Annotated in this window: 14 protein-coding genes; 13 read left to right on the top strand and 1 reads right to left on the bottom strand. The window is 69.3% G+C overall.

Features of this window, described 5'->3' with window-relative positions:
- The first annotated feature begins 447 nt into the window (after positions 1-447).
- From ACZ63I_RS13205 to ACZ63I_RS13145, 13 genes are all read left to right on the top strand, one after another.
- Entirely contained in the window at positions 448-2,571 is a 2,124-nt protein-coding gene (locus ACZ63I_RS13205) for a DNA gyrase/topoisomerase IV subunit B (protein ID WP_469338192.1), read from the top strand.
- 139 nt (positions 2,572-2,710) lie between these two features.
- Positions 2,711-3,262 carry a DUF1453 domain-containing protein gene (locus tag ACZ63I_RS13200; protein WP_469338191.1) on the top strand — a complete coding sequence of 184 codons (552 nt, stop codon included), beginning with the start codon at positions 2,711-2,713 and terminating at the stop codon, positions 3,260-3,262.
- Positions 3,259-4,431 (top strand): sensor histidine kinase, encoded by a 1,173-nt coding sequence (locus ACZ63I_RS13195; RefSeq protein WP_469338190.1) that lies wholly within the window; start codon positions 3,259-3,261, stop codon positions 4,429-4,431. The genes ACZ63I_RS13200 and ACZ63I_RS13195 overlap by 4 nt, the downstream gene beginning before the upstream one ends.
- A complete protein-coding gene (locus tag ACZ63I_RS13190; protein ID WP_469338188.1) occupies positions 4,428-5,111 on the top strand; it encodes a response regulator transcription factor in 684 nt (227 codons plus the stop codon). The genes ACZ63I_RS13195 and ACZ63I_RS13190 overlap by 4 nt, the downstream gene beginning before the upstream one ends.
- A 96-nt stretch (positions 5,112-5,207) precedes the next feature.
- Positions 5,208-5,684 carry a DUF485 domain-containing protein gene (locus tag ACZ63I_RS13185; RefSeq protein WP_469338187.1) on the top strand — a complete coding sequence of 159 codons (477 nt, stop codon included), beginning with the start codon at positions 5,208-5,210 and terminating at the stop codon, positions 5,682-5,684.
- Positions 5,681-7,273 carry a solute symporter family protein gene (locus ACZ63I_RS13180; protein WP_469338186.1) on the top strand — a complete coding sequence of 531 codons (1,593 nt, stop codon included), beginning with the start codon at positions 5,681-5,683 and terminating at the stop codon, positions 7,271-7,273. The genes ACZ63I_RS13185 and ACZ63I_RS13180 overlap by 4 nt, the downstream gene beginning before the upstream one ends.
- A gap of 416 nt (positions 7,274-7,689) precedes the next feature.
- Positions 7,690-11,985, top strand: coding sequence for a discoidin domain-containing protein (locus ACZ63I_RS13175; RefSeq protein WP_469338184.1), 4,296 nt, complete (start codon positions 7,690-7,692; stop codon positions 11,983-11,985).
- A 122-nt stretch (positions 11,986-12,107) separates the two neighbouring features.
- On the top strand, positions 12,108-13,148 hold the full coding sequence (locus tag ACZ63I_RS13170) for a LacI family DNA-binding transcriptional regulator (protein ID WP_469338182.1): 1,041 nt from the start codon (positions 12,108-12,110) through the stop codon (positions 13,146-13,148).
- A 517-nt stretch (positions 13,149-13,665) separates the two neighbouring features.
- The gene (locus ACZ63I_RS13165) at positions 13,666-15,015 is read left to right on the top strand and encodes an ABC transporter substrate-binding protein (protein WP_469338180.1); all 1,350 of its coding nucleotides are present in this window, start codon (positions 13,666-13,668) and stop codon (positions 15,013-15,015) included.
- Positions 15,016-15,022: 7 nt separating this feature from the next.
- The gene (locus ACZ63I_RS13160; protein WP_469338178.1) at positions 15,023-15,982 is read left to right on the top strand and encodes a carbohydrate ABC transporter permease; all 960 of its coding nucleotides are present in this window, start codon (positions 15,023-15,025) and stop codon (positions 15,980-15,982) included.
- A 15-nt stretch (positions 15,983-15,997) separates the two neighbouring features.
- The gene (locus ACZ63I_RS13155) at positions 15,998-16,948 is read left to right on the top strand and encodes a carbohydrate ABC transporter permease (protein ID WP_469338177.1); all 951 of its coding nucleotides are present in this window, start codon (positions 15,998-16,000) and stop codon (positions 16,946-16,948) included.
- A 289-nt stretch (positions 16,949-17,237) separates the two neighbouring features.
- Positions 17,238-18,842: a glycoside hydrolase family 13 protein gene (locus tag ACZ63I_RS13150; protein WP_469338176.1), complete on the top strand. Its 1,605-nt coding sequence runs from the start codon at positions 17,238-17,240 to the stop codon at positions 18,840-18,842.
- A 137-nt stretch (positions 18,843-18,979) separates the two neighbouring features.
- Positions 18,980-20,704 (top strand): glycosyl hydrolase family 28-related protein, encoded by a 1,725-nt coding sequence (locus tag ACZ63I_RS13145; RefSeq protein ID WP_469338174.1) that lies wholly within the window; start codon positions 18,980-18,982, stop codon positions 20,702-20,704.
- Positions 20,705-20,714: 10 nt separating this feature from the next.
- Here ACZ63I_RS13145 and ACZ63I_RS13140 read toward each other — a convergent pair whose 3' ends face one another.
- On the bottom strand, positions 20,715-22,016 hold the full coding sequence (locus ACZ63I_RS13140; protein ID WP_469338173.1) for a citrate synthase: 1,302 nt from the start codon (positions 22,014-22,016) through the stop codon (positions 20,715-20,717).
- Positions 22,017-22,034: the final 18 nt, after the last annotated feature.

The raw sequence follows: 22,034 nt of genomic DNA, 5'->3' as shown, positions 1-22,034 counted from the left end.
TCGCCTCTTCTCTAGCTCGACGAGCTGTCGTACCAGGGTCAACATCCAACCAGGCCGAAAACGTTCCCGCTCACGGCTTTTCCTCGAAACTTCTTTTCCGAAGTGGCCGAACTGCTGACGGTTGGCGGCGAATGAGCCGTATTGCTTAGCTTTACGGGTTTTCGCGTGGTTGTCTCGGTCGTTTCGGGGAGTAGCCCTCACCGGCTGGCTTGCCGGTTGTTGATGAGGACGTGCCCGGAGCCTAAATGGTTCATGCCTGGAAGGGAACGTGATGTGTGCTTCACTCCCACGAGGGATCGAACACCTATACGACGCTGGACTAGCATGGGTTTGAGCGAGGGTGGCGTGAGAACCGCTCTACCAGGCCTCTGTACCCTCTGACCGATGGAAGACGCCGGGCCTTTACCCCACGAGGCCACATCTCAAATTCAGCGAGGAGCGAACCGCGTGACCGCCGAGACGTCCGTGCCGTCCAGAGCGCTGCTGACAGCAGAGCGTGACGGCTCCAACTACACCGCGCGGCATTTGCTCGTCCTTGAGGGACTGGAAGCGGTCCGCAAGCGCCCCGGGATGTACATCGGGTCCACCGACAGCCGCGGTCTCATGCACTGCCTCTGGGAGATCATCGACAACTCGGTCGACGAGGCCCTGGGCGGCTACTGCGACCACATCGACGTCACCCTGCACGAGGACGGCTCGGTCGAGGTCAAGGACAACGGCCGGGGCATCCCGGTCGACATCGAGCCCAAGACCGGCCTCTCCGGCATCGAGGTCGTGATGACCAAGCTGCACGCCGGCGGAAAGTTCGGCGGCGGCTCGTACGCGGCGTCCGGCGGTCTGCACGGCGTGGGCGCCTCCGTCGTGAACGCGCTCTCCGCCCGGCTCGACGTCGAGGTCGACCGCGGCGTCACGCACTCCATCAGCTTCCGCAGGGGCGTCCCCGGCATGTTCACGGAGCCGGGCCCCGACGCACCCTTCGACCCGTCGAGCGGGCTGCTCAAGGGCAAGCGGGTGCCGAAGGGCAGGACCGGCACCCGGATCCGCTACTGGGCCGACCGGCAGATCTTCCTCAAGGACGCCAAGCTCTCCCTGGAGCACCTGCACCAGCGCGCCCGCCAGACCGCCTTCCTCGTCCCCGGCCTCACCATCGTGGTCAGGGACGAGCGCGCGGCGGGCGAGAGCGAGGGCAACGGCACGGTCGAGGAGACGTTCCGCTTCGACGGCGGCATCAGCGAGTTCTGCGAGTACCTGGCGCCGGACAAGGCCGTCAGCGACGTGCTGCGGCTGACCGGGCAGGGCGTCTTCAAGGAGAACGTGCCGGTGCTCGACGAGCGCGGGCACATGACGCCGACCGAGGTCACCCGCGAGCTGGGCGTCGATGTCGCGCTGCGCTGGGGGACCGGGTACGACACCACGGTCCGCTCGTTCGTGAACATCATCGCCACCCCCAAGGGCGGCACCCATGTGAGCGGTTTCGAGCGCTCGCTGACCAGGACCGTCAACGAGGTGCTGCGCTCGGCCAAGCTGCTGCGCGTCGCCGAGGACGACATCGTCAAGGACGACGCCCTGGAGGGCCTGACCGCCGTGGTCACGGTGCGGCTCGCCGAGCCGCAGTTCGAGGGCCAGACCAAGGAGGTCCTGGGCACGTCGGCCGCCAACCGGATCGTGGCGAACGTCGTCGCCAAGGAGCTGAAGGAGTTCCTGACCTCGACGAAGCGGGACGCCAAGGCGCAGGCGCGGGCCATCCTGGAGAAGGCCGTCGCCGCCGCCCGCACCCGTATCGCCGCGCGCCAGCACAAGGAGGCGCAGCGCAGGAAGACGGCGCTGGAGTCCTCCTCGCTGCCCGCCAAGCTCGCCGACTGCCGCAGTGACGACGTCGACCGCAGCGAGCTGTTCATCGTGGAGGGCGACTCCGCGCTCGGTACGGCCAAGCTGGCCCGCAACAGCGAGTTCCAGGCGCTGCTGCCGATCCGCGGCAAGATCCTGAACGTCCAGAAGGCGTCCGTCTCCGACATGCTGAAGAACGCCGAGTGCGGCGCGATCATCCAGGTCATAGGAGCGGGGTCCGGCCGGACCTTCGACATCGACGCCGCGCGCTACGGCAAGATCGTGCTCCTCGTCGACGCCGACGTGGACGGCGCGCACATCCGGATCCTGCTGCTGACGCTCTTCCAGCGCTACATGCGTCCGATGGTGGAGTCGGGCCGGGTCTTCGCGGCCGTGCCGCCGCTGCACCGGATCGAGCTGGTCCAGCCGAAGAAGGGCCAGGACAAGTACGTCTACACGTACTCGGACGGCGAGCTGCGGCAGAAGCTGCTGGAGTACCAGCGCAAGGGGACCCGGATCAAGGACTCCATCCAGCGCTACAAGGGCCTCGGGGAGATGGACGCCGACCAGCTCGCGGAGACCACGATGGACCCGCGCCACCGCACCCTGCGGCGCATCAACATCGGGGACCTCGACTCCGCCGAGCGGATCTTCGACCTGCTCATGGGCAACGAGGTCGCGCCGCGCAAGGAGTTCATCACCAGCTCGGCGGCGACCCTGGACCGCTCGCGCATCGACGCGTAACCAGCGCGGCGCACTCCGCTCTCCACCCCCGGGTGGAGAGCGGAGATCCACCCCCGATCCACCTCCGGGACCATCACTGACCTGGGGTTTCTCCGTAGATTCGACGTAGTGGAAATGACGTCGTCCCCGGAGGCCCCGCATGTCATCGCTCCTTACCGCGCTCGTGATCGCCGCCGCTGTCGCTCTCGTCCTCGCACGCCAGTTCAGGCCGCAGCGGATGCGGGACGGCGGGCGCCGCTGGCTGGTCGTCCCCGTGGTGCTCGTCGTCTTCGCGTTGCGCCAATCGGGTGGTGTGCTGGACGCCGGCGACCGCGGGATGTCGGCGGCGCTGCTCGCCGTCGAACTGCTCGTCGGTCTGCTGATGGGCGCGGGCTGGGCCTGGACCAGCCGGATCTGGACCGAGGACGACGGCTCCGTGTGGACCAGGGGCACCAAGGCCACCGCCGCCGTCTGGGTACTCGGCATCGCTGTACGGCTCGGCCTGATGGGCATCGGCGCGCTGGTCGGCGTCCACCAGGGCAGCGGAGCGCTGATGCTCGGGCTCGCCGCTTCGGTCCTCGTACGCGGGGGACTGCTGACACTGCGGGCGGGCGGCGCCGGCCGCCCGGCCGACGGCTCCGGCTCCTCGGCCGGGAGCGGCCCGTCGTACGGTGGCCGCACAGGCGCCGCCCCGTGGAAGGACCGTGTGTGAGGCCCGAGGTCTGGACGAACTGGCCCTCCCGGGAAGCACTCTCCCGGGAGACGCCGACGTATCCACGGCACTGGCTGACCCGGTTCGTCCGGGTCGCCGCGGTCGCCGCCGTGCTCTGGTCGTCCTTCACCGAGCGCCAGGTGTCGAGCTGGAGCGCGCTGGGCGCGGTGGGCGGGCTCCTCGCCGTCGGCTACAGCGCCTGGCTCTTCCAGCGCACCACCCTGCGCCACCGGCTCTGGCCTTCGGTCGGGCTGCTGATCATCCTGATGGGCGCGGCGATCGGCGCCTCGCAGAGCGGCTTCCGGGTGGCGGCGATCGTGCTGTGGTGCGGCTGCGCCGTCACCTCCATGGCCCGGCTGCCGCTGGCCGGGGCGCTGCCCGCTGCGGCGCTCGCGCTCGCCGGGTTCGCCGTCCTCAACGACGGTGCCTGGCTGTCCACGGCCATCAGCACGGCGGGACTGCTGCTGGGCGGATACGTCATGCGGCTGGACGCGGAGGCGCGCGGCAACGCCCGCAGGCTGCTGGTCCAGGAGCGGGCCGCCCACGCGGCCGAGGCCGAGTCCGCCGCCCTCGCCGAGCGGGCCAGGATCGCCCGTGACATCCATGACGTGCTCGCCCACAGCCTCTCCGCGCAGCTCGTGCACCTGGAGGCGGCCCGGCTGCGGATCGAGCAGGAACCGCCGGGCCCGTTCCGCGACCAGATCCTGGAGCGGGTCGTCGGCGCGCGCTCCATGGCGCGCGAAGGACTCGCCGAGACCCGGCAGGCGCTCTCCGCGCTCCGTGGCGAGATGGCGCCGCTCGGCGACTACCTCCGCGAGCTGGCCGCCATGGACGGCGCCTCCGTCGAGGTCGCCGGGGTGCCGAGGCCGCTGTCGGCCGAGGCCTCGCAGACCGTGCGCCGGGTCGTCCAGGAGGCCCTGACCAACGTGCGCAAGCACGCGGCCGGCGCCGAGGTGCGGATCAGGCTCAGCTACGGCGAAGGCGAAGTGACCCTGGACGTACGGGACTCCGGTGCCAAGGGCGGCGGCCCGGCCGGGCTCGACGGATCGGGCTCCGGGTACGGTCTGGTGGGGATGCGGGAGCGCGCCGAACTGATCGGCGGCACGCTCGAAGCCGGTCCCGAGGGCGAGCGGAAGGGGTACACCGTGAGGCTGCGAGTACCGGCATGACCGAGCGAGCGACCGCCCGGGTGATCGTGGCCGACGACCAGGCCGTGGTGCGCGAGGGCATCGTGATGCTGCTCGGACTGCTGCCCGGCATCGAGGTCGTCGGCGCGGCGAGGGACGGCGAGGAGGCCCTCGCGCTCGTCGCCGAACTCGCCCCCGACGTCGTCCTGATGGATCTGCGGATGCCGCGCTGCGACGGTGTCGAGGCCACCCGCAGGATCCGCGCCGACCACCCCGGCACCCAGGTCGTGGTGCTGACGACCTACGCCGACGACGACTCGCTGTTCGCCGCGCTGCAGGCCGGCGCGCGCGGCTATCTCACCAAGGACGCGGACGGCGACGAGATCGTCAGGGCCGTCGACGACGTCATGGCGGGACAGGCCGGGCTCGCGCCCGCCGTCCAGCGCAGGCTCCTGGACCGGGTCACCGCGCCGCCGCCCGCCGCCGCGGCGCCGAAGGAACTGCCCGACGGACTGACCACGCGCGAGGCCGAGGTGCTGGCGCTGGTCGCCGACGGTCTGTCCAACAAGGAGATCGCCGGACGGCTGCACATCGGGGGCGCCACGGTGAAGACGCACATCAACAACCTCTTCGCCAAGACCGGCGTACGCGACCGCGCGCAGGCGGTCCGATATGCCTATCAACAGGGACTCATCGAACCACCAGGGAAAACCATCACCTGATGGGGTGAAGTAGGGCGGTAAAGAGTCCGGGATCTTCCTACTCTGTCCATCCTTGGGAGGCGGCCGAAACGGTCTGCTGACAAGGAGAGTTCACCGGTGGAGAAGCAGGAAGGGCGCGAGGCCGCAGTGCGGCTCGACGACCCGTGGTACGACGCGCTGGCAGACGGCTGGGGTGAGCTGGACAGGGCGGAGCAGCCCGCGGCCCCCACCGTGCCCGCGCAGGGCGGGCCGCCCACGCGCGGCCACAGCGCCGCCGACATCTATCTCGAAGTGCAGCGCAGCGCCGCCTTCCAGGAAGTGCGCGGGCGCTACCGGCGGTTCGTCGTCCCCGCTTCGCTGGCCTTCTTCGTCTGGTACCTCGCGTACGTCGTGGCGGCCACCGTCGCGCCGGACCTGATGGCGCGGCCGGTGGCGGGAGCGGTCAACGTGGCGATGGTGGCCGGACTCGGCCAGTTCCTCTCGACCTTCCTGCTCACCTGGGCGTACGCCCGGCACGCCCGGCTGCGCCGGGACCGTGCGGCGCTCGATCTGCGCTGGGAGACACAGGAGATGACGCGGGGGACCGAACGGTGAACGGTGAACACCAGTATCTGGCCCTGGTGCTGTTCAGCGCCTTCATCGCCGTCACGTTGGGGATCACCACCTGGGTGAGCCGCAACAGGCACGGCTCCGCAGAGGAGTTCTACGCGGGCGGCCGGCTGTTCTCGCCGATGGAGAACGGGTTCGCCATCGCGGGTGACTACATGTCGGCGGCCTCCTTCCTCGGCATCTCCGGGCTGATCGCCCTCTTCGGCTACGACGGCATGCTCTACTCGGTCGGCTTCCTGGTCGCCTGGCTCGTGGTGCTCTTCCTCGTCGCCGAACTGGTCCGCAACGTCGGCCGGTTCACCCTGGCCGACGTCGTCGCCTCGCGGATGAGCGAGCGCCCGGTGCGGATCGCCGCCGGCGCGTCGTCGGTCACCGTCTCGGTGCTCTACCTGGTCGCGCAGATGGTCGGCGCGGGATCGCTGGTCGCCCTGCTCCTCGGCGGTACGGGCGCGGCGGCGCGCACCTGGACCGTGATCGGGGTGGGTGCGCTGATGGTCATCTACGTGACGCTGGGCGGGATGCGCGCGACCACCTGGATCCAGATCGTCAAGGCCGTGCTGCTGATGGCGGGTGCGATCGGGCTGACCGTGCTCGTCCTCGTCCGGTTCCACGGCGATGTGAACTCCCTGCTCAACACCGCTGTCGCGCACAGCGGTCACGGCAGGGAGTTCCTCTCGCCCGGCCTCAAGTACGGCGGCGACTGGACGGCGCGGACGGACTTCATCAGCCTGGGGCTCGCGCTCGTGCTCGGCACGGCGGGGCTGCCGCACATCCTGTCCCGCTTCTACACCGTGCCGACCGCCCGCGCCGCCCGCCGCTCGGTCGTCTGGTCCATCGGACTCATCGGCAGCTTCTACCTGATGACGATCGTGCTCGGCTTCGGCGCCGCCGCGATCGTCGGCTCCGCCCAGGTACGGGCGTCGAACCCGGCGGGGAACACGGCCGTTCCGCTGCTCGCGCTCGATCTGGGCGGCGGCGCGGGATCGACGGGCGGCACGGTGCTGTTCGCCGTCGTCGCCGCTGTCGCCTTCGCCACGATCCTCGCCGTCGTCGCCGGGATCACGCTCGCCTCGTCCGCCTCGGTCGCGCACGACCTGTACGCGTCGCTGCGCCGCCGCGGCGCGAAGGCGCGCAGCGAGGTCGCCGTGGCCAGGGTCGCCGCCGCCGGGATCGGCGCGGTGGCCATCGCGCTCAGCCTGCTGGCCCAGGATCTGAACGTGGCCTTCCTGGTCGGGCTCGCCTTCGCCGTGGCCGCCTCCGCCAATCTGCCGGTGCTGCTGTACTCGCTGTTCTGGCGCAACTTCACCACCCGGGGCGCGGTCTGGTCCGTGTACGGGGGACTGGTCCCCGCCCTGCTGCTCGTGGTGCTCTCGCCCGTCATGTCGGGCACGCCCGAGTCGCTGATCCCGGGGGTGGACTTCCATGTCTTCCCGCTCCAGAACCCGGGGCTGATCTCCATCCCGCTCGGCTTCCTGGTCGGCTGGATCGGTACGGTCACCTCGACCGAGCCGCCGGACCAGGCCAAGCACGCCGAGACCGAGGTCCGTTCGCTGACAGGTGCCGGGGCCGTGTAAGCCGCCTGCGTAGCTGCCGAACCCCTGCCGGACACCCACCAGCCGGCCGAGTCGCCGCCCTGCCCTGCGGCGACTCGGCCGGCTTCGGTGCGTCCGGACCGGGTCGCGCGCGAGATGGCTTTCGGAAATTTTCATCGTCACGCAAATAGTTTGCATCATTTGCGGACCGCTTACGTTCCCTGACGATCGGCCAGAAACCGGCTGGTGTGCGGGTATGCGGACGAGCGTCTGACGTGCTCCGGACGATTTCGTTCTGTCCGAGCAGTAGACGCACTCGCATTTCTCTGCAACTCTCTGACCGCAATACGCAAAAGACTCCGTTCATTAGTGCAGAAACGCATGCCACCCCCGGCATGCCAGCAGCCAGAGCCGCGCCCTCGCCGCCCCCCGCGCCGAGGCCGAAGATCGGGGATCCATTGAGATCGCTACGCTGGAGATGGCGGGTAGTCTCCGCCGTCACCACCACCAGTCTTTTGATGATCGGCTGGCCGGCCGCCGCAGCCATGGCGGCCGACGGGCCCAACGCCGCAGCGGGCCGGGCCGCAGCGGCAAGCGCGGCGGCGAGCAAGGCCGCAGCGAAGAACGTGACTGACGGGAACCAGTCCACGTTCTGGGAAGGCACCGGCAAGGGCGCCTCCCAGTGGGTGCAGACCGACCTCGGGTCCAGCAAGCGCGTCGACCAGGTGGTGCTGAAGGTCCCCGCCGACTGGGCGACCCGCAAGCAGACCCTGTCGATCCAGGGCAGCGCCGACGGCAGCAGCTTCGAGACACTGAAGTCGTCCGCGAAATACACCTTCAGCCCCGGCGCGGGCAACCAGGTGACCGTGTCCTTCCCCGCCACCAAGGCGCGCTACGTGCGGGCGGACATCACCGACAACACCGCGGGCGCCAAGGCCCAGTTGTCCGAACTCGAAGTGCACACGGCGGCCGCCGCCGCGGCCTCGGACAACCTCGCCCTCGGCAAGACGCTCACCGCGAGCAGCTTCACCGACGTGTACCCGGCGGCGAAGGCCAACGACAACAACAAGGCCAGCTACTGGGAGAGCCAGAACAACGCCTTCCCGCAGTGGATCCAGGCCGACCTGGGCTCGTCCGTCGCCGTCAACAGCGTCGTACTGAAGCTGCCCGACGGCTGGGAGACCCGCAGCGAGACGCTGAAGGTCCAGGGTTCGACCAACGGGTCCACCTTCAGCGATGTGGCGGCCTCGAAGGCGTACACGTTCGACCCGGCCTCCGGCAACACGGTCACCATCACCTTCAACTCGACCACCACGCGCTACGTGCGCGCCACCTTCACGGCCAACTCCGCCTGGCCCGCGGCCCAGCTCTCCGAGTTCGAGGTCTACGGGCCCGCGACCGGCGACACCGTGGCCCCCTCGGCGCCGACCGGCCTCGCCTTCACCCAGCCGGTCACCGGTCAGATCAAGCTGACCTGGAACGCGTCGACGGACAACACCGCCGTGACGGGTTACGACATCTACGCCAACAACGAGCTGCGCAGCAGCGTCGCCGGCAATGTCACGACCTTCACCGACACCCAGCCCACCAGCTCGACGATCCAGTACTACGTGCGGGCCAAGGACGCGGCCGGCAACGTGTCGGGCAACAGCAACACCGTCACGCGTACCGGCGACACCGGTGACACGCAGGCCCCCACGGTGCCGTCGAACCTCAGCTTCACCGAGCCCGCCTCGGGCCAGATCAAGCTCAACTGGGGCGCGTCCTCGGACAACACGGGCGTGACCGGCTACGAGGTCTACGCCAACAACGCGCTGCGCGGCACGGTCGCCGGCAACGTCACGACGTACACGGACACCCAGCCGGCCGGCACCACCGTCTCGTACTACGTACGGGCCAAGGACGCCGCGGGCAACCGGTCCGGCAACAGCAACACCGTGACCAGGAACGGCAGTACGGGCACAGCGTCCAACCTCGCCGTCGGCAAGCCGGTCACCGCGTCCTCGTCGGTCTTCACCTTCGTCGCCGAGAACGCCGTCGACAACAAGCTCGACACCTACTGGGAGGGCGCGGGCGGCAGCTACCCCAACACCCTTACGGTCAAGCTCGGTTCGAACGCCGACACGCAGAGCGTGGTCGTCAAGCTCAACCCCGACAACTCCTGGTCCACCCGCACCCAGAACATCCAGGTGCTCGGCCGTGAGCAGGACTCCACCACCTTCACCAGCCTGTCGGCCGCGCAGAACTACACCTTCAACCCGGCCACCGGGAACTCGGTGACGATCCCGGTCAACGGCCGGGTCGCCGACGTGCAGTTGAAGATCAACTCCAACACCGGTTCCGGTGCGGGCCAGGTGGCCGAGTTCCAGGTGCTGGGCACCCCTGCCCCGAACCCGGACCTCCAGGTCACCGCGCTCTCCGCGTCGCCGGCCGCGCCGGTCGAGTCCGACCCGGTCACCCTGTCGGCGACGGTACGCAACGGCGGAGCCGTCGCGGCCCCCGCCAGCACGGTCGAACTGCGGCTCGCCGGCACCAAGGTCGCCACGGCCAACGTGGGCGCGCTCGCCGCCGGCGCCTCGGCCACCGTCACCGCCAACATCGGCGCCCGTGACGCCGGTACGTACGAACTGAGCGCGGTCGCCGACCCGGCGAACGCGGTCATCGAGTCCAACGAGACCAACAACAGCTTCACCGCAGCCAGTTCGCTGGTGGTCAAGCCGGTCTCCAGCTCGGACCTGGTCGCGGCGAGCGTCGCCACGACCCCGTCCTCCCCGGCCGCGGGTGACACCGTCACCTTCTCGGCCGCCATCAAGAACCAGGGCACCGTGGCCTCCGCCGCGGGCGCCCACGCCATCACGCTGACCCTGCTCAACGAGTCGGGCGCCACGGTCAAGACCCTGACCGGCGCCTACAACGGGGCCATCGCGGCGGGCGCCACCTCGGGGACCGTCGGTCTCGGCACCTGGACGGCGGCCAACGGCTCGTACACGATCAAGGTCGTCATAGCCGACGACGCCAACGAGCTGCCGGTCAAGCGCGCCAACAACACCTCGACCCAGTCGTTCTTCGTGGGCCGCGGCGCCGACATGCCGTACGACATGTACGAGGCCGAGGACGGCGTCGCCGGCGGCGGCGCACAGGTCGTCGGTCCGAACAGGACCGTCGGCGACCTCGCGGGCGAGGCGTCGGGCCGCAAGGCCGTCACCCTCAACAACACCGGCAACTACGTCGAGTTCACCACCAGGGCCAGCACCAACACGCTGGTGACGCGGTTCTCCATCCCGGACTCCGCGGGTGGCGGCGGCACCCAGGCCAACCTGAACATCTACGTCAACGGCACCTTCCTCAAGGCGATCGACCTGACGTCGAAGTACGCGTGGCTGTACGGCGCGGAGACGGGCCCCGGCAACTCCCCGGGCTCCGGCGGGCCGCGGCACATCTACGACGAGGCGAACGTCATGCTCGGGACGACCGTCCCGGCGGGCAGCAAGATCCGGCTGCAGAAGGACGCGGCCAACACGTCCAAGTACGCGATCGACTTCATCAACACGGAGCAGGTCGCGCAGATCGCCAACCCGGACCCGGCCACCTATGTGACCCCGACCGGATTCGCCCAGCAGGACGTGCAGAACGCGCTGGACAAGGTCCGGATGGACACCACGGGAAAGCTGGTGGGTGTCTACCTGCCGGCCGGTGACTACCAGACCTCCAGCAAGTTCCAGGTCTACGGCAAGCCGGTCCAGGTCGTCGGGGCGGGCCCCTGGTTCACCAGGTTCCACGCGCCGGACACGCAGGAGAACACCGACGTCGGCTTCCGGGCCGAGGCGGCGGCGAAGGGCTCGTCCTTCAAGAACTTCGCGTACTTCGGCAACTACACCTCGCGTATCGACGGCCCTGGCAAGGTGTTCGATTTCTCGAACATCACCGACATCACGATCGACAACATCTGGAACGAGCACACGGTCTGCCTCTACTGGGGCGCCAACGCCGACCGCATCACGATCAGCAACTCCCGGATCCGTGACACGTTCGCCGACGGCATCAACATGACCAACGGCTCGACCGACAACCACGTCGTCAACAACGAGGCGCGGTCCACCGGTGACGACAGCTTCGCGCTGTTCTCGGCGATCGACGCCGGCGGCGCCGACATGTACAACAACGTCTACGAGAACCTGACGGCTCTCACGACCTGGCGTGCGGCGGGCATCGCCGTCTACGGCGGCTACAACAACACCTTCCGCAACATCTACGTCGCGGACACGCTCGTCTACTCGGGTGTCACGGTCAGCTCGCTGGACTTCGGTTACGCGATGAACGGCTTCGGCACCCAGCCCACCACCCTGGAGAACATGTCGCTGGTGAGAACCGGCGGCCACTTCTGGGGCACCCAGACCTTCCCGGCCATCTGGTTGTTCTCGGCCTCGAAGATCTTCCAGGGGATCCGGATCAACAACGTCGACATCGTCGATCCGACCTACAGCGGCATCATGTTCCAGACCAACTACGTAGGAGGACAGCCGCAGTTCCCGATCAAGGACACGATCCTGACGGACATCTCGATCTCCGGGGCCAAGAAGAGCGGCGACGCCTTCGACGCGAAGTCGGGCTTCGGTATCTGGGCGAACGAGATGCCGGAGGCGGGACAGGGTCCGGCCGTCGGTGAGGTGACGTTCAACGGTCTCAAGCTGAGCGGCAACGCCCAGGACATCAAGAACACCACCTCCACGATGAAGATCAACATCAACCCGTAAGGGTCCGTACCGGACGGTGCCGGCCGGGTTCATCCCGGTCGGCACCGTGCCCGTTGAACGCATGTTGGGGTCTTTACACAGAAGAGCAAGTGACTTGCGTTCTTTGCGATAGTCTTGCAGGTATGACGCGACGACTTGCTCAGGTGGCTAAGAAGGTTGGAGTCAGCGAGGCCACGGTCAGCCGGGTGCTCAACGGCAAACCAGGGGTCTCGCAGGCGACACGGCAGTCCGTGCTGACCGCGCTCGACGTGCTGGGCTACGAGCGGCCCACCCAGCTCCGCGGTGAGCGCGCCCGGCTCGTCGGGCTGGTCCTGCCGGAGCTGCAGAACCCCATCTTCCCCGCGTTCGCCGAGGTGATCGGCGGCGCACTCGCCCAGCAGGGGCTCACTCCCGTGCTCTGTACGCAGACCAAGGGCGGCGTCTCCGAGGCCGACTACGTGGAGCTGCTGCTCCAGCAGCAGGTCTCCGGGGTCGTCTTCGCCGGCGGTCTGTTCGCCCAGGCCGACGCCCCGCACGACCACTACCGCCAGCTCGCCGAGCGGAAGATCCCGGTGGTGCTGATCAACGCCCCCATCGAGAACCTCGACTTCCCCTGCATCTCCTGCGACGACGCGGTCGCCGTCGAGCAGGCCTGGCGCCATCTCGCCTCGCTCGGCCACGAGCGCATCGGCCTGGTGCTCGGCCCCGGCGACCACGTGCCGTCCCGGCGCAAGCTGGCGGCCGCCATCGCGACCGCCAAGGCGACCAAGGCCAAGCTGCCCGACGAGTACATCGAGCGGTCCATGTTCTCCCTCGAAGGCGGTCAGGCGGCCGCCTCACGGCTGCTGGACCGGGGTGTGACGGGCATCATCTGCGCCAGCGACCCGGTGGCCCTCGGCGCCGTACGGGCGGCCCGCAGGCGCGGTCTCGACGTGCCCGGCGACGTGTCGGTGGTGGGCTTCGACGACTCCGCCTTCATGAACTGCATGGAGCCCCCGCTGACCACGGTGCGCCAGCCGATCGAGGCGATGGGCCGGGCCGCCGTCGAGATGCTGACGGCCCAGATCCAGGGTGGCGCCGTGCCCCCCGGCGAGCTGCTGTTCGAGCCGGAGCTGGTCGTACGCAGCTCGACGGCGCAGGCGCCGCGCCAGGCGGCACGGGCCGAAGCAGCAGCGCGCGGCTGACTGTCGAACTTTTTCGAAACACGCACGAAATATTACGGACCCACGGCCTGAGCGGAACGTTCGGTTCAGTGACCGCCCGCCGAGCCCGCTGCCGCCGCCCGCTGCCGAGCCTGCTGCCCGCCGGCAGCCGGCTGCCGCCACGCCTGGCCGGTTCTGCCCGCCGAGGTCGTCGCCGAGAGTGCTCTGGCAATTTTTCACGAATGGAACGCAAAAGCCAGACGATTCGGCGACGCGATCATCGTGTGTCACTCCGGAGGTGCGACCCCGGGGGTGAACTTGTCGTACGGAAAGTACGCCGGACATCGCGGCCCGTGGCCGCCGTGTGCCCCGTCCGGCCCGGGAGGGGCGGTGGTGGGGGTGCGGCTCGTCGGCAGGTCAGGTCATGCAGGTGACTGTCAAGTATTTGCGAAATCGGAGCGACATATTGCGGACATCCGTAGTTAGTGGTTGAGTGAGCGCCGCCACACAGCGAGAAGCTGTGGGTTTCCCACGCTCCTGCCCAAGAGGGGTCCCACCGATGAGAAGTCCCGGGTTCCGCCGTACGTGTACCGCCGCCATAGCCACCGCGCTGGCCCTCACTGGACTGGCCGCATGCGGCTCGGACAGCGAGAACTCCGCGGGTGGCAAGACCAAGATCAGCGTGAACTGCGAGCCGCCCAAGAGCGCCAAGATCGACCGCAAGAGCTTCGAAGACGACATCAAGACCTTCGAGAAGGCCAACCCGACGATCGACATCGTCGGCGCGGACGCCTTCCCCTGCCAGGACCCCAAGACCTTCGACGCGAAGCTCGCCGGCGGCCAGATGGAGAACGTGTTCTACACGTACTTCACCGACGCCAAGCACGTCGTCGACATCAACCAGGCAGCCGACATCACGTCGTACGTGAAGAACATGAAGGGCTACAGCGACATCCAGCAGTCGCTGCGCGACGTCTACACCGTCGACGGCAAGGTCTACGGCGTTCCGCGCACCAACTACTCGATGGGCCTCCTCTACAACAAGAAGCTCTTCACGCAGGCGGGACTCGACCCCAACAAGCCCCCGGCCACCTGGGAAGAGGTCCGCGCCGCCGCCAAGAAGATCGCCGCGCTCGGCAACGGGACCGTGGGATACGCCGACTACAGCGCGCAGAACCAGGGCGGCTGGCACTTCACCGCCGAGGTGTACTCGCAGGGCGGTGACGTGGTCAGCCCGGACGGCAAGAAGTCCAACGTCGACAGCCCCGAGGGCAAGGCCGTCCTGCAGAACCTCAAGGACATGCGCTGGGCCGACAACTCGATGGGCTCGAAGCAGCTCCTCATCCTCAACGACGTCCAGCAGATGATGGGCTCGGGCAAGCTCGGCATGTACATCTCGGCGCCGGACAACATCCCGATCCTGGTCAAGGAGAAGGGCGGCAACTACGACGACCTCGCCCTCGCTCCGATGCCCGGCGGCAAGGGCACCCTGGCCGGCGGTGACGGCTACATGTTCAACAAGAAGGACACCCCGGAGCAGATCAAGGCCGGTCTGAAGTGGCTGGAGTTCCAGACCAACACCCCCGGCTCCGGGCTGAACAACTGGAAGCGCGCGGCGGCCAACAAGGCCCCGGTCGGACTGCCCGAGCCGCGGCTGTGGACCGGTGCCACGGACGCCAAGGACCTGGCGCTGAAGAAGCAGTACGCCAACGTCCCGGTCGAGAACTACCAGGCCTTCCTCGACGGCAGCCAGGCGCTGACGCCGAAGCTGGAGCCGGCCAACGCCCAGCAGATCTACTCGGTCCTCGACGCCGCTGTCTCGGCCGTCCTCACCAAGAAGGACGCCAACATCGACAGTCTGCTGAAGGACGCGGGAACCAAGATCGACGGAATTCTGGCTCGGAGCTGACGCACCGATGAAAACAGCCCAGGCTCCTCAGCGGTCCGCCGTCGCGATCCCCCCTCAGCAGGGGGATCGCCCGGCGGGCCGTCGGGGCTCCACCAGCCCCCTGCGCCGCAAGCTCTCCCATCAGGTGCGCGCCTACGGCTTCCTGATCGGCGGCCTGCTCTGCTTCCTGCTGTTCTCCTGGTACCCGGCGATCCGCGCAGTGATCATCGCGTTCCAGAAGTACACCCCCGGATCGGCTCCGGAGTGGGTGGGAACCGACAACTTCACCGCGGTCTTCCAGGACCCGGAGTTCGGTACGGCCTGGCGCAACACCCTCACCTTCACCCTGATCGCCCTGCTGATCGGGTTCGCCGTACCGTTCCTGATGGCACTGGTGCTCAACGAACTCCGGCACGCCAGGGCCTTCTTCCGGGTGGTCGTCTACCTCCCGGTGATGATCCCGCCGGTGGTCAGCGCGCTGCTCTGGAAGTGGTTCTACGATCCGGGAGCCGGCCTCGCCAACGAGGTGCTCAGCTCGCTGCACCTGCCGACGTCGAACTGGTCGAACGGCACCGACACCGCCCTGATCTCCCTGGTCATCGTCGCCACCTGGGCGAACATGGGCGGTACGGTCCTGATCTACCTCGCGGCGCTCCAGGGGATCCCGGGGGAGCTGTACGAGGCGGCCGAACTCGACGGCGCCAGCATCTTCCAGCGCGTACGGCACGTGACGGTCCCGCAGACCCGCTTCATCATCCTGATGCTGATGCTCCTGCAGATCATCGCCACGATGCAGGTGTTCACCGAACCCTTCGTGATCACCGGAGGCGGTCCCGAGAGTTCGACGGTCACCATCCTCTACCTGATCTACAAGTACGCCTTCCTCTACAACAACTTCGGCGGGGCCTGCGCCCTGAGCGTGATGCTGCTCGTCCTGCTCAGCATCTTCTCCGCCCTCTACCTGCGGTTCACCCGCACCGACGACTGAGAGGAGCGCAGCGCCATGACCCAGATCGCGCCGCCTCCCCGGCAGGCACCCCCCGCGCCCGTCGAGGCCACCGGCAAGAAGCCGGACGGTACGGCCATCCGCACCCTCGTCTCCCCGCTCACGCTCGCCAGCCCGCGCGGGAAGACGATCTACTGGATCATCTTCACCGCCGTGGTCCTGGTCTTCGCGGCGGCCTTCCTGTTCCCCGTGTACTGGATGGTCTCGGGGGCCATGAAGTCGGCGGGCGAACTGCAGCAGACACCGCCGACCCTGCTGCCCAAGTCCCTCAACTTCAAGGGATACACCGACGCGTGGGACCTGATGGACCTGCCCACGCACCTGTGGAACACGGTGGTGCAGGCGGCGGGCGCCTGGATCCTGCAGATCGTCTTCTGCACGGCGGCGGCCTACTCGCTGTCCAAGCTGAAGCCGGCCTTCGGCAAGGTCATCCTGGGCGGCATCCTGGCCACCCTGATGGTCCCGGCGCAGGCGCTGGTCGTGCCCAAGTACCTGACGATCGCCGACCTGCCGCTGATCCACACCAGCCTGCTCAACGACCCGCTGGGCATCTGGCTGCCGGCCGTCGCCAACGCGTTCAACCTCTATCTGCTCAAGCGGTTCTTCGACCAGATCCCGCGCGACGTCCTGGAGGCCGCCGAGATCGACGGCGCAGGACAGCTCCGTACGCTCTGGTCGATTCTGCTGCCGATGTCCAGACCCGTGCTCGGGGTTGTCTCGATCTTCGCCCTGGTCGCCGTCTGGCAGGACTTCCTGTGGCCGTTGATGGTCTTCTCCGACACCGACAAGCAGCCCATCAGCGTCGCCCTGGTCCAGTTGTCCCAGAACATCTCCACGCCGGTGCTGATCGGCGCGATGGTCATCGCCAGCCTGCCGATGGTCCTGATGTTCCTCGTCTTCCAGCGCCACATCATCGCCGGCATCAGTGCCGGCAGCACCAAGGGCTGACCACGGCCCGCACCCCGCCACCCCCCTCAGTCACCTTCCGCACCGAAGGCCCGCACCGTGAGTCAGCTCTCCCCTGCCTCGGTTCGCCGTTGATGGAGGTTTTGGTGTACGAGCGCCACACCAGCACGGGCTGAGCCGGTCCGCCGGCCCGGCCGCACATCCTGCGCACCGCCGTCACCGATCCTGTCCCCGCTGTGGGGCGGCGGTGCGCAGCCCACGAACCACCCTCGCCTCGTCACGGACGTCACCGCCGTGAGGGCCACCGCACAAGCCCCGAAAGGAACGTCCCATGGAAGGCAGCCCCCTGGCGCCCGCCGATACGAACTGGTGGCGTGATGCCGCCATCTACCAGGTCTACGTTCGCAGCTTCGCCGACGGTGACGGAGACGGAACCGGCGATCTCGCCGGCGTGCGGGCCAGGCTGCCGTATCTCGTGGAACTGGGCGTGGACGCCCTCTGGTTCACCCCGTGGTACCTCTCCCCGCTCGCCGACGGCGGCTACGACGTCGCGGACTACCGCACGATCGACCCGGCGTTCGGCACCCTCGCCGAGGCGGAGAAGCTGATCGCCGAGGCGCGCCAGCTCGGTATCCGCACGATCATCGACGTCGTGCCCAACCATGTCTCCGACCAGCACGCCTGGTTCAAGGCGGCGCTCGCCGCCGCCCCCGGCAGCCCCGAGCGCGCGCTGTTCCACTTCAGGACGGGGCGCGGCGACGACGGCGAACTCCCCCCGAACGACTGGGTAGGCGAGTTCGGCGGCACCCCCTGGACCCGCCTCCCCGACGGCGAGTGGTACCTGCACCTCTTCGCACCCGAGCAGCCCGACCTCAACTGGGACCACCCCGCGGTGCGCCAGGAACACGAGGACGTGCTGCGCTTCTGGTTCGACCGGGGGGTGGCGGGGGTACGCATCGACTCCGCCGCGCTGCTGACCAAGGACCCGCTGCTGCCGGACTTCGTCGCAGGACAGGACCCGCACCCGTACGTCGACCTGGACGAGCTGCACGACATCTACCGCGCCTGGCGGGCGATCGCCGACGAGTACGACGCCATCTTCGTCGGCGAGGTGTGGCTGCCGGACACCGAGCGCTTCGTACGCTATCTGCGCCAGGACGAGCTGCACACCGCGTTCAACTTCAACTTCCTGACCTGTCCGTGGGACGCGGACCTGCTCAGAACGGCCATCGACGAGACACTCGCCGAGCACGCGCCGGTCGGCGCCCCTGCGACCTGGGTGCTCGCCAACCACGACGTGACCCGTACGGTCACCCGGTACGGCCGGGCGGAGAGCGGGTTCGACTTCGCGGCCAAGACCTTCGGCACCCCGACCGACCTGGCGCTCGGCACCCGCCGCGCCAGGGCGGCGGCGCTGCTCTCGCTGGCGCTCCCCGGCGCCGTCTACCTCTACCAGGGCGAGGAACTGGGCCTGCCCGAGGTGGAGATCCCGATCGACCGCATCCAGGACCCGATGCACCTGCGCTCCGGCGGTGTCGACCCGGGCCGCGACGGCTGCCGGGTGCCGCTGCCGTGGACGGCCGACGCGCCGTACGCGGGGTTCGGTTCGGACGCCGAGCCGTGGCTGCCGCAGCCGCCGTCCTGGCCCGGGTACGCGGCCGATCTCCAGGCCGACGATCCGGCGTCGATGCTCACGCTCTACCGGGAGTCCCTGCGGCTGCGCCGCACCGAACCGGGCTTCGGCGACGGGCCGCTGAGCTGGCTGGACAGCGCACCCGGCGTCATGGCGTTCAGCCGGTCCGAAGGGCTGGTCTGCGTCGTGAACTTCGCCGCAGAACCCGCCGAACTCCCGCCGCACAGCGCCGTCCTGATCACCAGCGGTCCGCTGGCCGACGGGCGGCTGCCGCAGGACACCGCGGCCTGGCTGCGGGTCTGACCCGCCGCCACACGGTTTCTCGCTGGCCGCGGCGCCCCGTCCCGCCCCCCACGGGCGGGCGGGCGCCGCGGACCGGCGAGTGGGAGGACACTGCCTCCCGACATCCCTCCCCCCACAGGAAGGTGCAGGATCCCCACATGAATGCACATGTCAGGCACATGACACTTGCCGCCGCCACCGCGGTGGCGGTGGCGGCGACCGGGCTCGCACTCGTCGCCCCCACGGCGACGGCAGCGGCGACGGCGGGCGCGAGCCTCCCCTTCAGCTCCGTCGAGGCGGAGAGCGCCACCACGGACGGCGCCAAGATCGGCCCGGACCACACCCAGGGCACCCTCGCCTCCGAGGCGTCGGGCCGGCAGGCGGTGCGGCTCGACGCCGGGCAGAGCGTGGAGTTCACGCTGCCGAAGGCCGCCAACGCCGTGAACCTCTCGTACAGCGTCCCCGACGGCCAGTCGGGCACGCTCGCGGTCTACGTCGACGGGCAGAAGACCGGTACGACGCTGCCCGTCACCTCCAAGTACTCCTACGTCGACACCCCCTGGATCGTCGGCGCCAAGACCCACCACCTGTTCGACAACACCCGCGCGCTGCTCGGCGCCGACCTGCCGGCCGGTGCCAAGGTGAAGTTCGAGGCGAGCGTCCCGACCACCGTCGACGTCGCGGACTTCGAGCAGGTCGCCGCCGCGGCCACCGCCCCGGCCGGCGCGGTGTCCGTCGTCGACAAGGGCGCCGACCCCAGTGGCGCAGGCGACTCCACGCAGGCGTTCCGGGACGCCATCAGCGCGGCCAGGGGCGGCACCGTCTGGATCCCGCCGGGCGACTACAAGCTGACCTCCGCGCTCAGCGGCGTGGAGAACGTCGACCTCAGGGGCGCCGGCGGCTGGTACTCCGTCGTGCACAGCTCCAGCTTCATCAACCAGAGCGGCAGCGCGGGCAAGGTGGGGCTCCATGACTTCGCCGTCATGGGCGAGGTCACCGAGCGCAACGACAGCAGCCCCGACAACTTCGTCAACGGCTCGCTCGGGCCCGACTCGTCGGTCTCCGGCATGTGGATCCAGCACCTCAAGGTCGGTCTGTGGCTGACGGGGAACAACGACAACCTCGTCGTGGAGAACAACCGCATCCTCGACACCACGGCCGACGGCCTCAACCTCAACGGCGGCGCCCGCAACGTCCAGGTGCGCGACAACTTCCTGCGCAACCAGGGTGACGACTCGCTCGCCATGTGGTCGCTCAACTCGGCCGACGAGGGCAGCTCGTTCACCGACAACACGATCTCGCAGCCGAACCTGGCCAACGGGATCGCGATCTACGGCGGCACGGACATCACCGTCCAGGGCAACCTCGTCCAGGACACCAACGCGCTCGGCAGCGGGATAGCGATCTCCAACCAGAAGTTCGCCGACCCGTTCTTCCCGCTGGCCGGCACCATCACGGTCACCGGCAACACGCTGGTGCGCACCGGCGCGATCAACCCCAACTGGGGCCATGCGATGGGGGCGTTGCGGGTCGACGCGTACGACAGCGCCATCGAGGCGAACGTCAACATCAACGACACGACCTTCACCGACAGCCCGTACAGCGCCTTCGAGTTCGTCTCCGGCGGGGGTACGGGCAAGGCCGTGCAGAACGTGACCATCGACGGCGCGACGGTCGACGGGGCCGGCACGGTCGCCGTCCAGGCGGAGACCCCGGGCTCGGCGAAGATCAGCAACGTCAAGGCGTCGGGCCTCGGCGCCGCCGGCGTCTACAACTGCCCGTTCCCCACGGGCAGCGGCACCTTCACGGTGACGGACGGCGGAGGCAACTCCGGGCTCGACACCGTGTGGGACGACTGCGGCAGTTGGCCGCAGGCGAAGTAGCCGGGACGGCTTACGGCAGTCCTGGGCCCCCGTCCGCTCGGGGCAGTTGACCGGGCGGGCGGGGGCCGCTGTACTGCCCGACCGGGCGCATCCGCAGCGGCCGCTCGCCGTACTCCTCCAGCGCGTGCGCGATCCACCCCGCCGTACGGGCCACCGCGAACACGGTCTCGCCCGCGTCGGCCGCCATGCCCGTGACCACGGAAAACACGGCCAGCGCCAGATCGACGTTGGCGTACAGCCGCACATGCCGGGCCGTGGTCGCCTCCACCTCGCGCGCCGCCGCCAGTACGGGCTCGGCGCCCGGCAGTTCGCGCAGGACGGTGAAGAGCGCCACCGCGCGCGGATCGGGGCCCGGGTAGAGCCGGTGGCCGAGCCCCGGCACCCGTCGGCCCGCCCGCAGATGGTCGGCGACGACGGCCGCCGCGCTGCCCCGCTCCAGCACTTCGGTGAGCATCCGGTGGGCGAGCCCGCTCGCCGCCCCGTGCAGCGGACCGTCCAGGGCGCCGAGCCCCGCCGAGACCACCGCGTACGGATGGGCGCGCGCCGAGGCCGCGACCCGTACGGCCAGTGTCGAGGCCGCCAGATCGTGGTCGATCAGCAGCGACAGCGCCATGTCCAGCGTGCGCAACCCGGCCTCGCCGGGGACCCGTTCGGTCAGCTTGGGCCACAGCCGCCCCGCGATTCCGGCGTCGCCGCGCGCGGGCCCGCCGACCGCGGGCAGCGCGTCGACGAGGGTCGGGATGAGACTGCGGGCCGTGCCGAGCACGGCGGCGGGGGAGAGGTCGAAACGCAGCGGGTCGGCGACAGCGGCGGCGACGGCCGCCACCCGCAGCCGGTCCGTCGAGCCGCTGTGCGCGGGCAGCGCGGCGACGGAGCGGCGGGCGGCGGCCAGCGCCTCGGCGGGCGCGCTGAACCGTACGCCGGGGTCGAGCGAGCCCGTCCAGAGCCAGTCGGCGATCTCCTCGTAGCGGAACGTACGGGCGAGTTCCGTCGCGTCCACACCGCGGAAGTAGTAGCGGTCGCCCTCGATCAGCGTGATGCCCGTACGGATGCGCGGGACGGGGTCGCCGCCGCCCGTGGCGGGCTCCCTGCGGCCCCTGCGTGCGAGCGCGTCCACTTCGGCGGCGTCGAAGGTGCTGCCTCGGCCGCCGGGGTCGCGGCGGCTGGTGAGCTGGCCGCGGCTGACGTACGCGTAGACCGTCTCCGGCTTCACACCGAGCAGCTCGGCCGCTTCGCGGGTGGTCAGCCGCCGCTCCCCACCCGTGCCGTCGCCGGTGCCCTCACCTGTGCCGTCGTCCATGGCGTCGCTCATGGTCCCCACCGTACACAT

This window comes from Streptomyces sp. NPDC087906 (genome assembly GCF_055584925.1).
The sequence above is the reverse complement of the archived record's forward strand: the minus strand, read 5'-3'. Positions and strand labels throughout refer to the sequence as shown.

Bases quoted from the DNA above. Each gene is read 5' to 3' on its own strand.
- ACZ63I_RS13200 (WP_469338191.1), top strand. From the start codon at position 2,711: ATGTCATCGCTCCTTACCGCGCTCGTGATCGCCGCCGCTGTCGCTCTC.
- ACZ63I_RS13190 (WP_469338188.1), top strand. From the start codon at position 4,428: ATGACCGAGCGAGCGACCGCCCGGGTGATCGTGGCCGACGACCAGGCC.
- ACZ63I_RS13170 (WP_469338182.1), top strand. From the start codon at position 12,108: ATGACGCGACGACTTGCTCAGGTGGCTAAGAAGGTTGGAGTCAGCGAG.
- ACZ63I_RS13165 (WP_469338180.1), top strand. From the start codon at position 13,666: ATGAGAAGTCCCGGGTTCCGCCGTACGTGTACCGCCGCCATAGCCACC.
- ACZ63I_RS13160 (WP_469338178.1), top strand. From the start codon at position 15,023: ATGAAAACAGCCCAGGCTCCTCAGCGGTCCGCCGTCGCGATCCCCCCT.
- ACZ63I_RS13155 (WP_469338177.1), top strand. From the start codon at position 15,998: ATGACCCAGATCGCGCCGCCTCCCCGGCAGGCACCCCCCGCGCCCGTC.
- ACZ63I_RS13150 (WP_469338176.1), top strand. From the start codon at position 17,238: ATGGAAGGCAGCCCCCTGGCGCCCGCCGATACGAACTGGTGGCGTGAT.
- ACZ63I_RS13145 (WP_469338174.1), top strand. From the start codon at position 18,980: ATGAATGCACATGTCAGGCACATGACACTTGCCGCCGCCACCGCGGTG.
- ACZ63I_RS13140 (WP_469338173.1), bottom strand. From the start codon at position 22,016: ATGAGCGACGCCATGGACGACGGCACAGGTGAGGGCACCGGCGACGGC.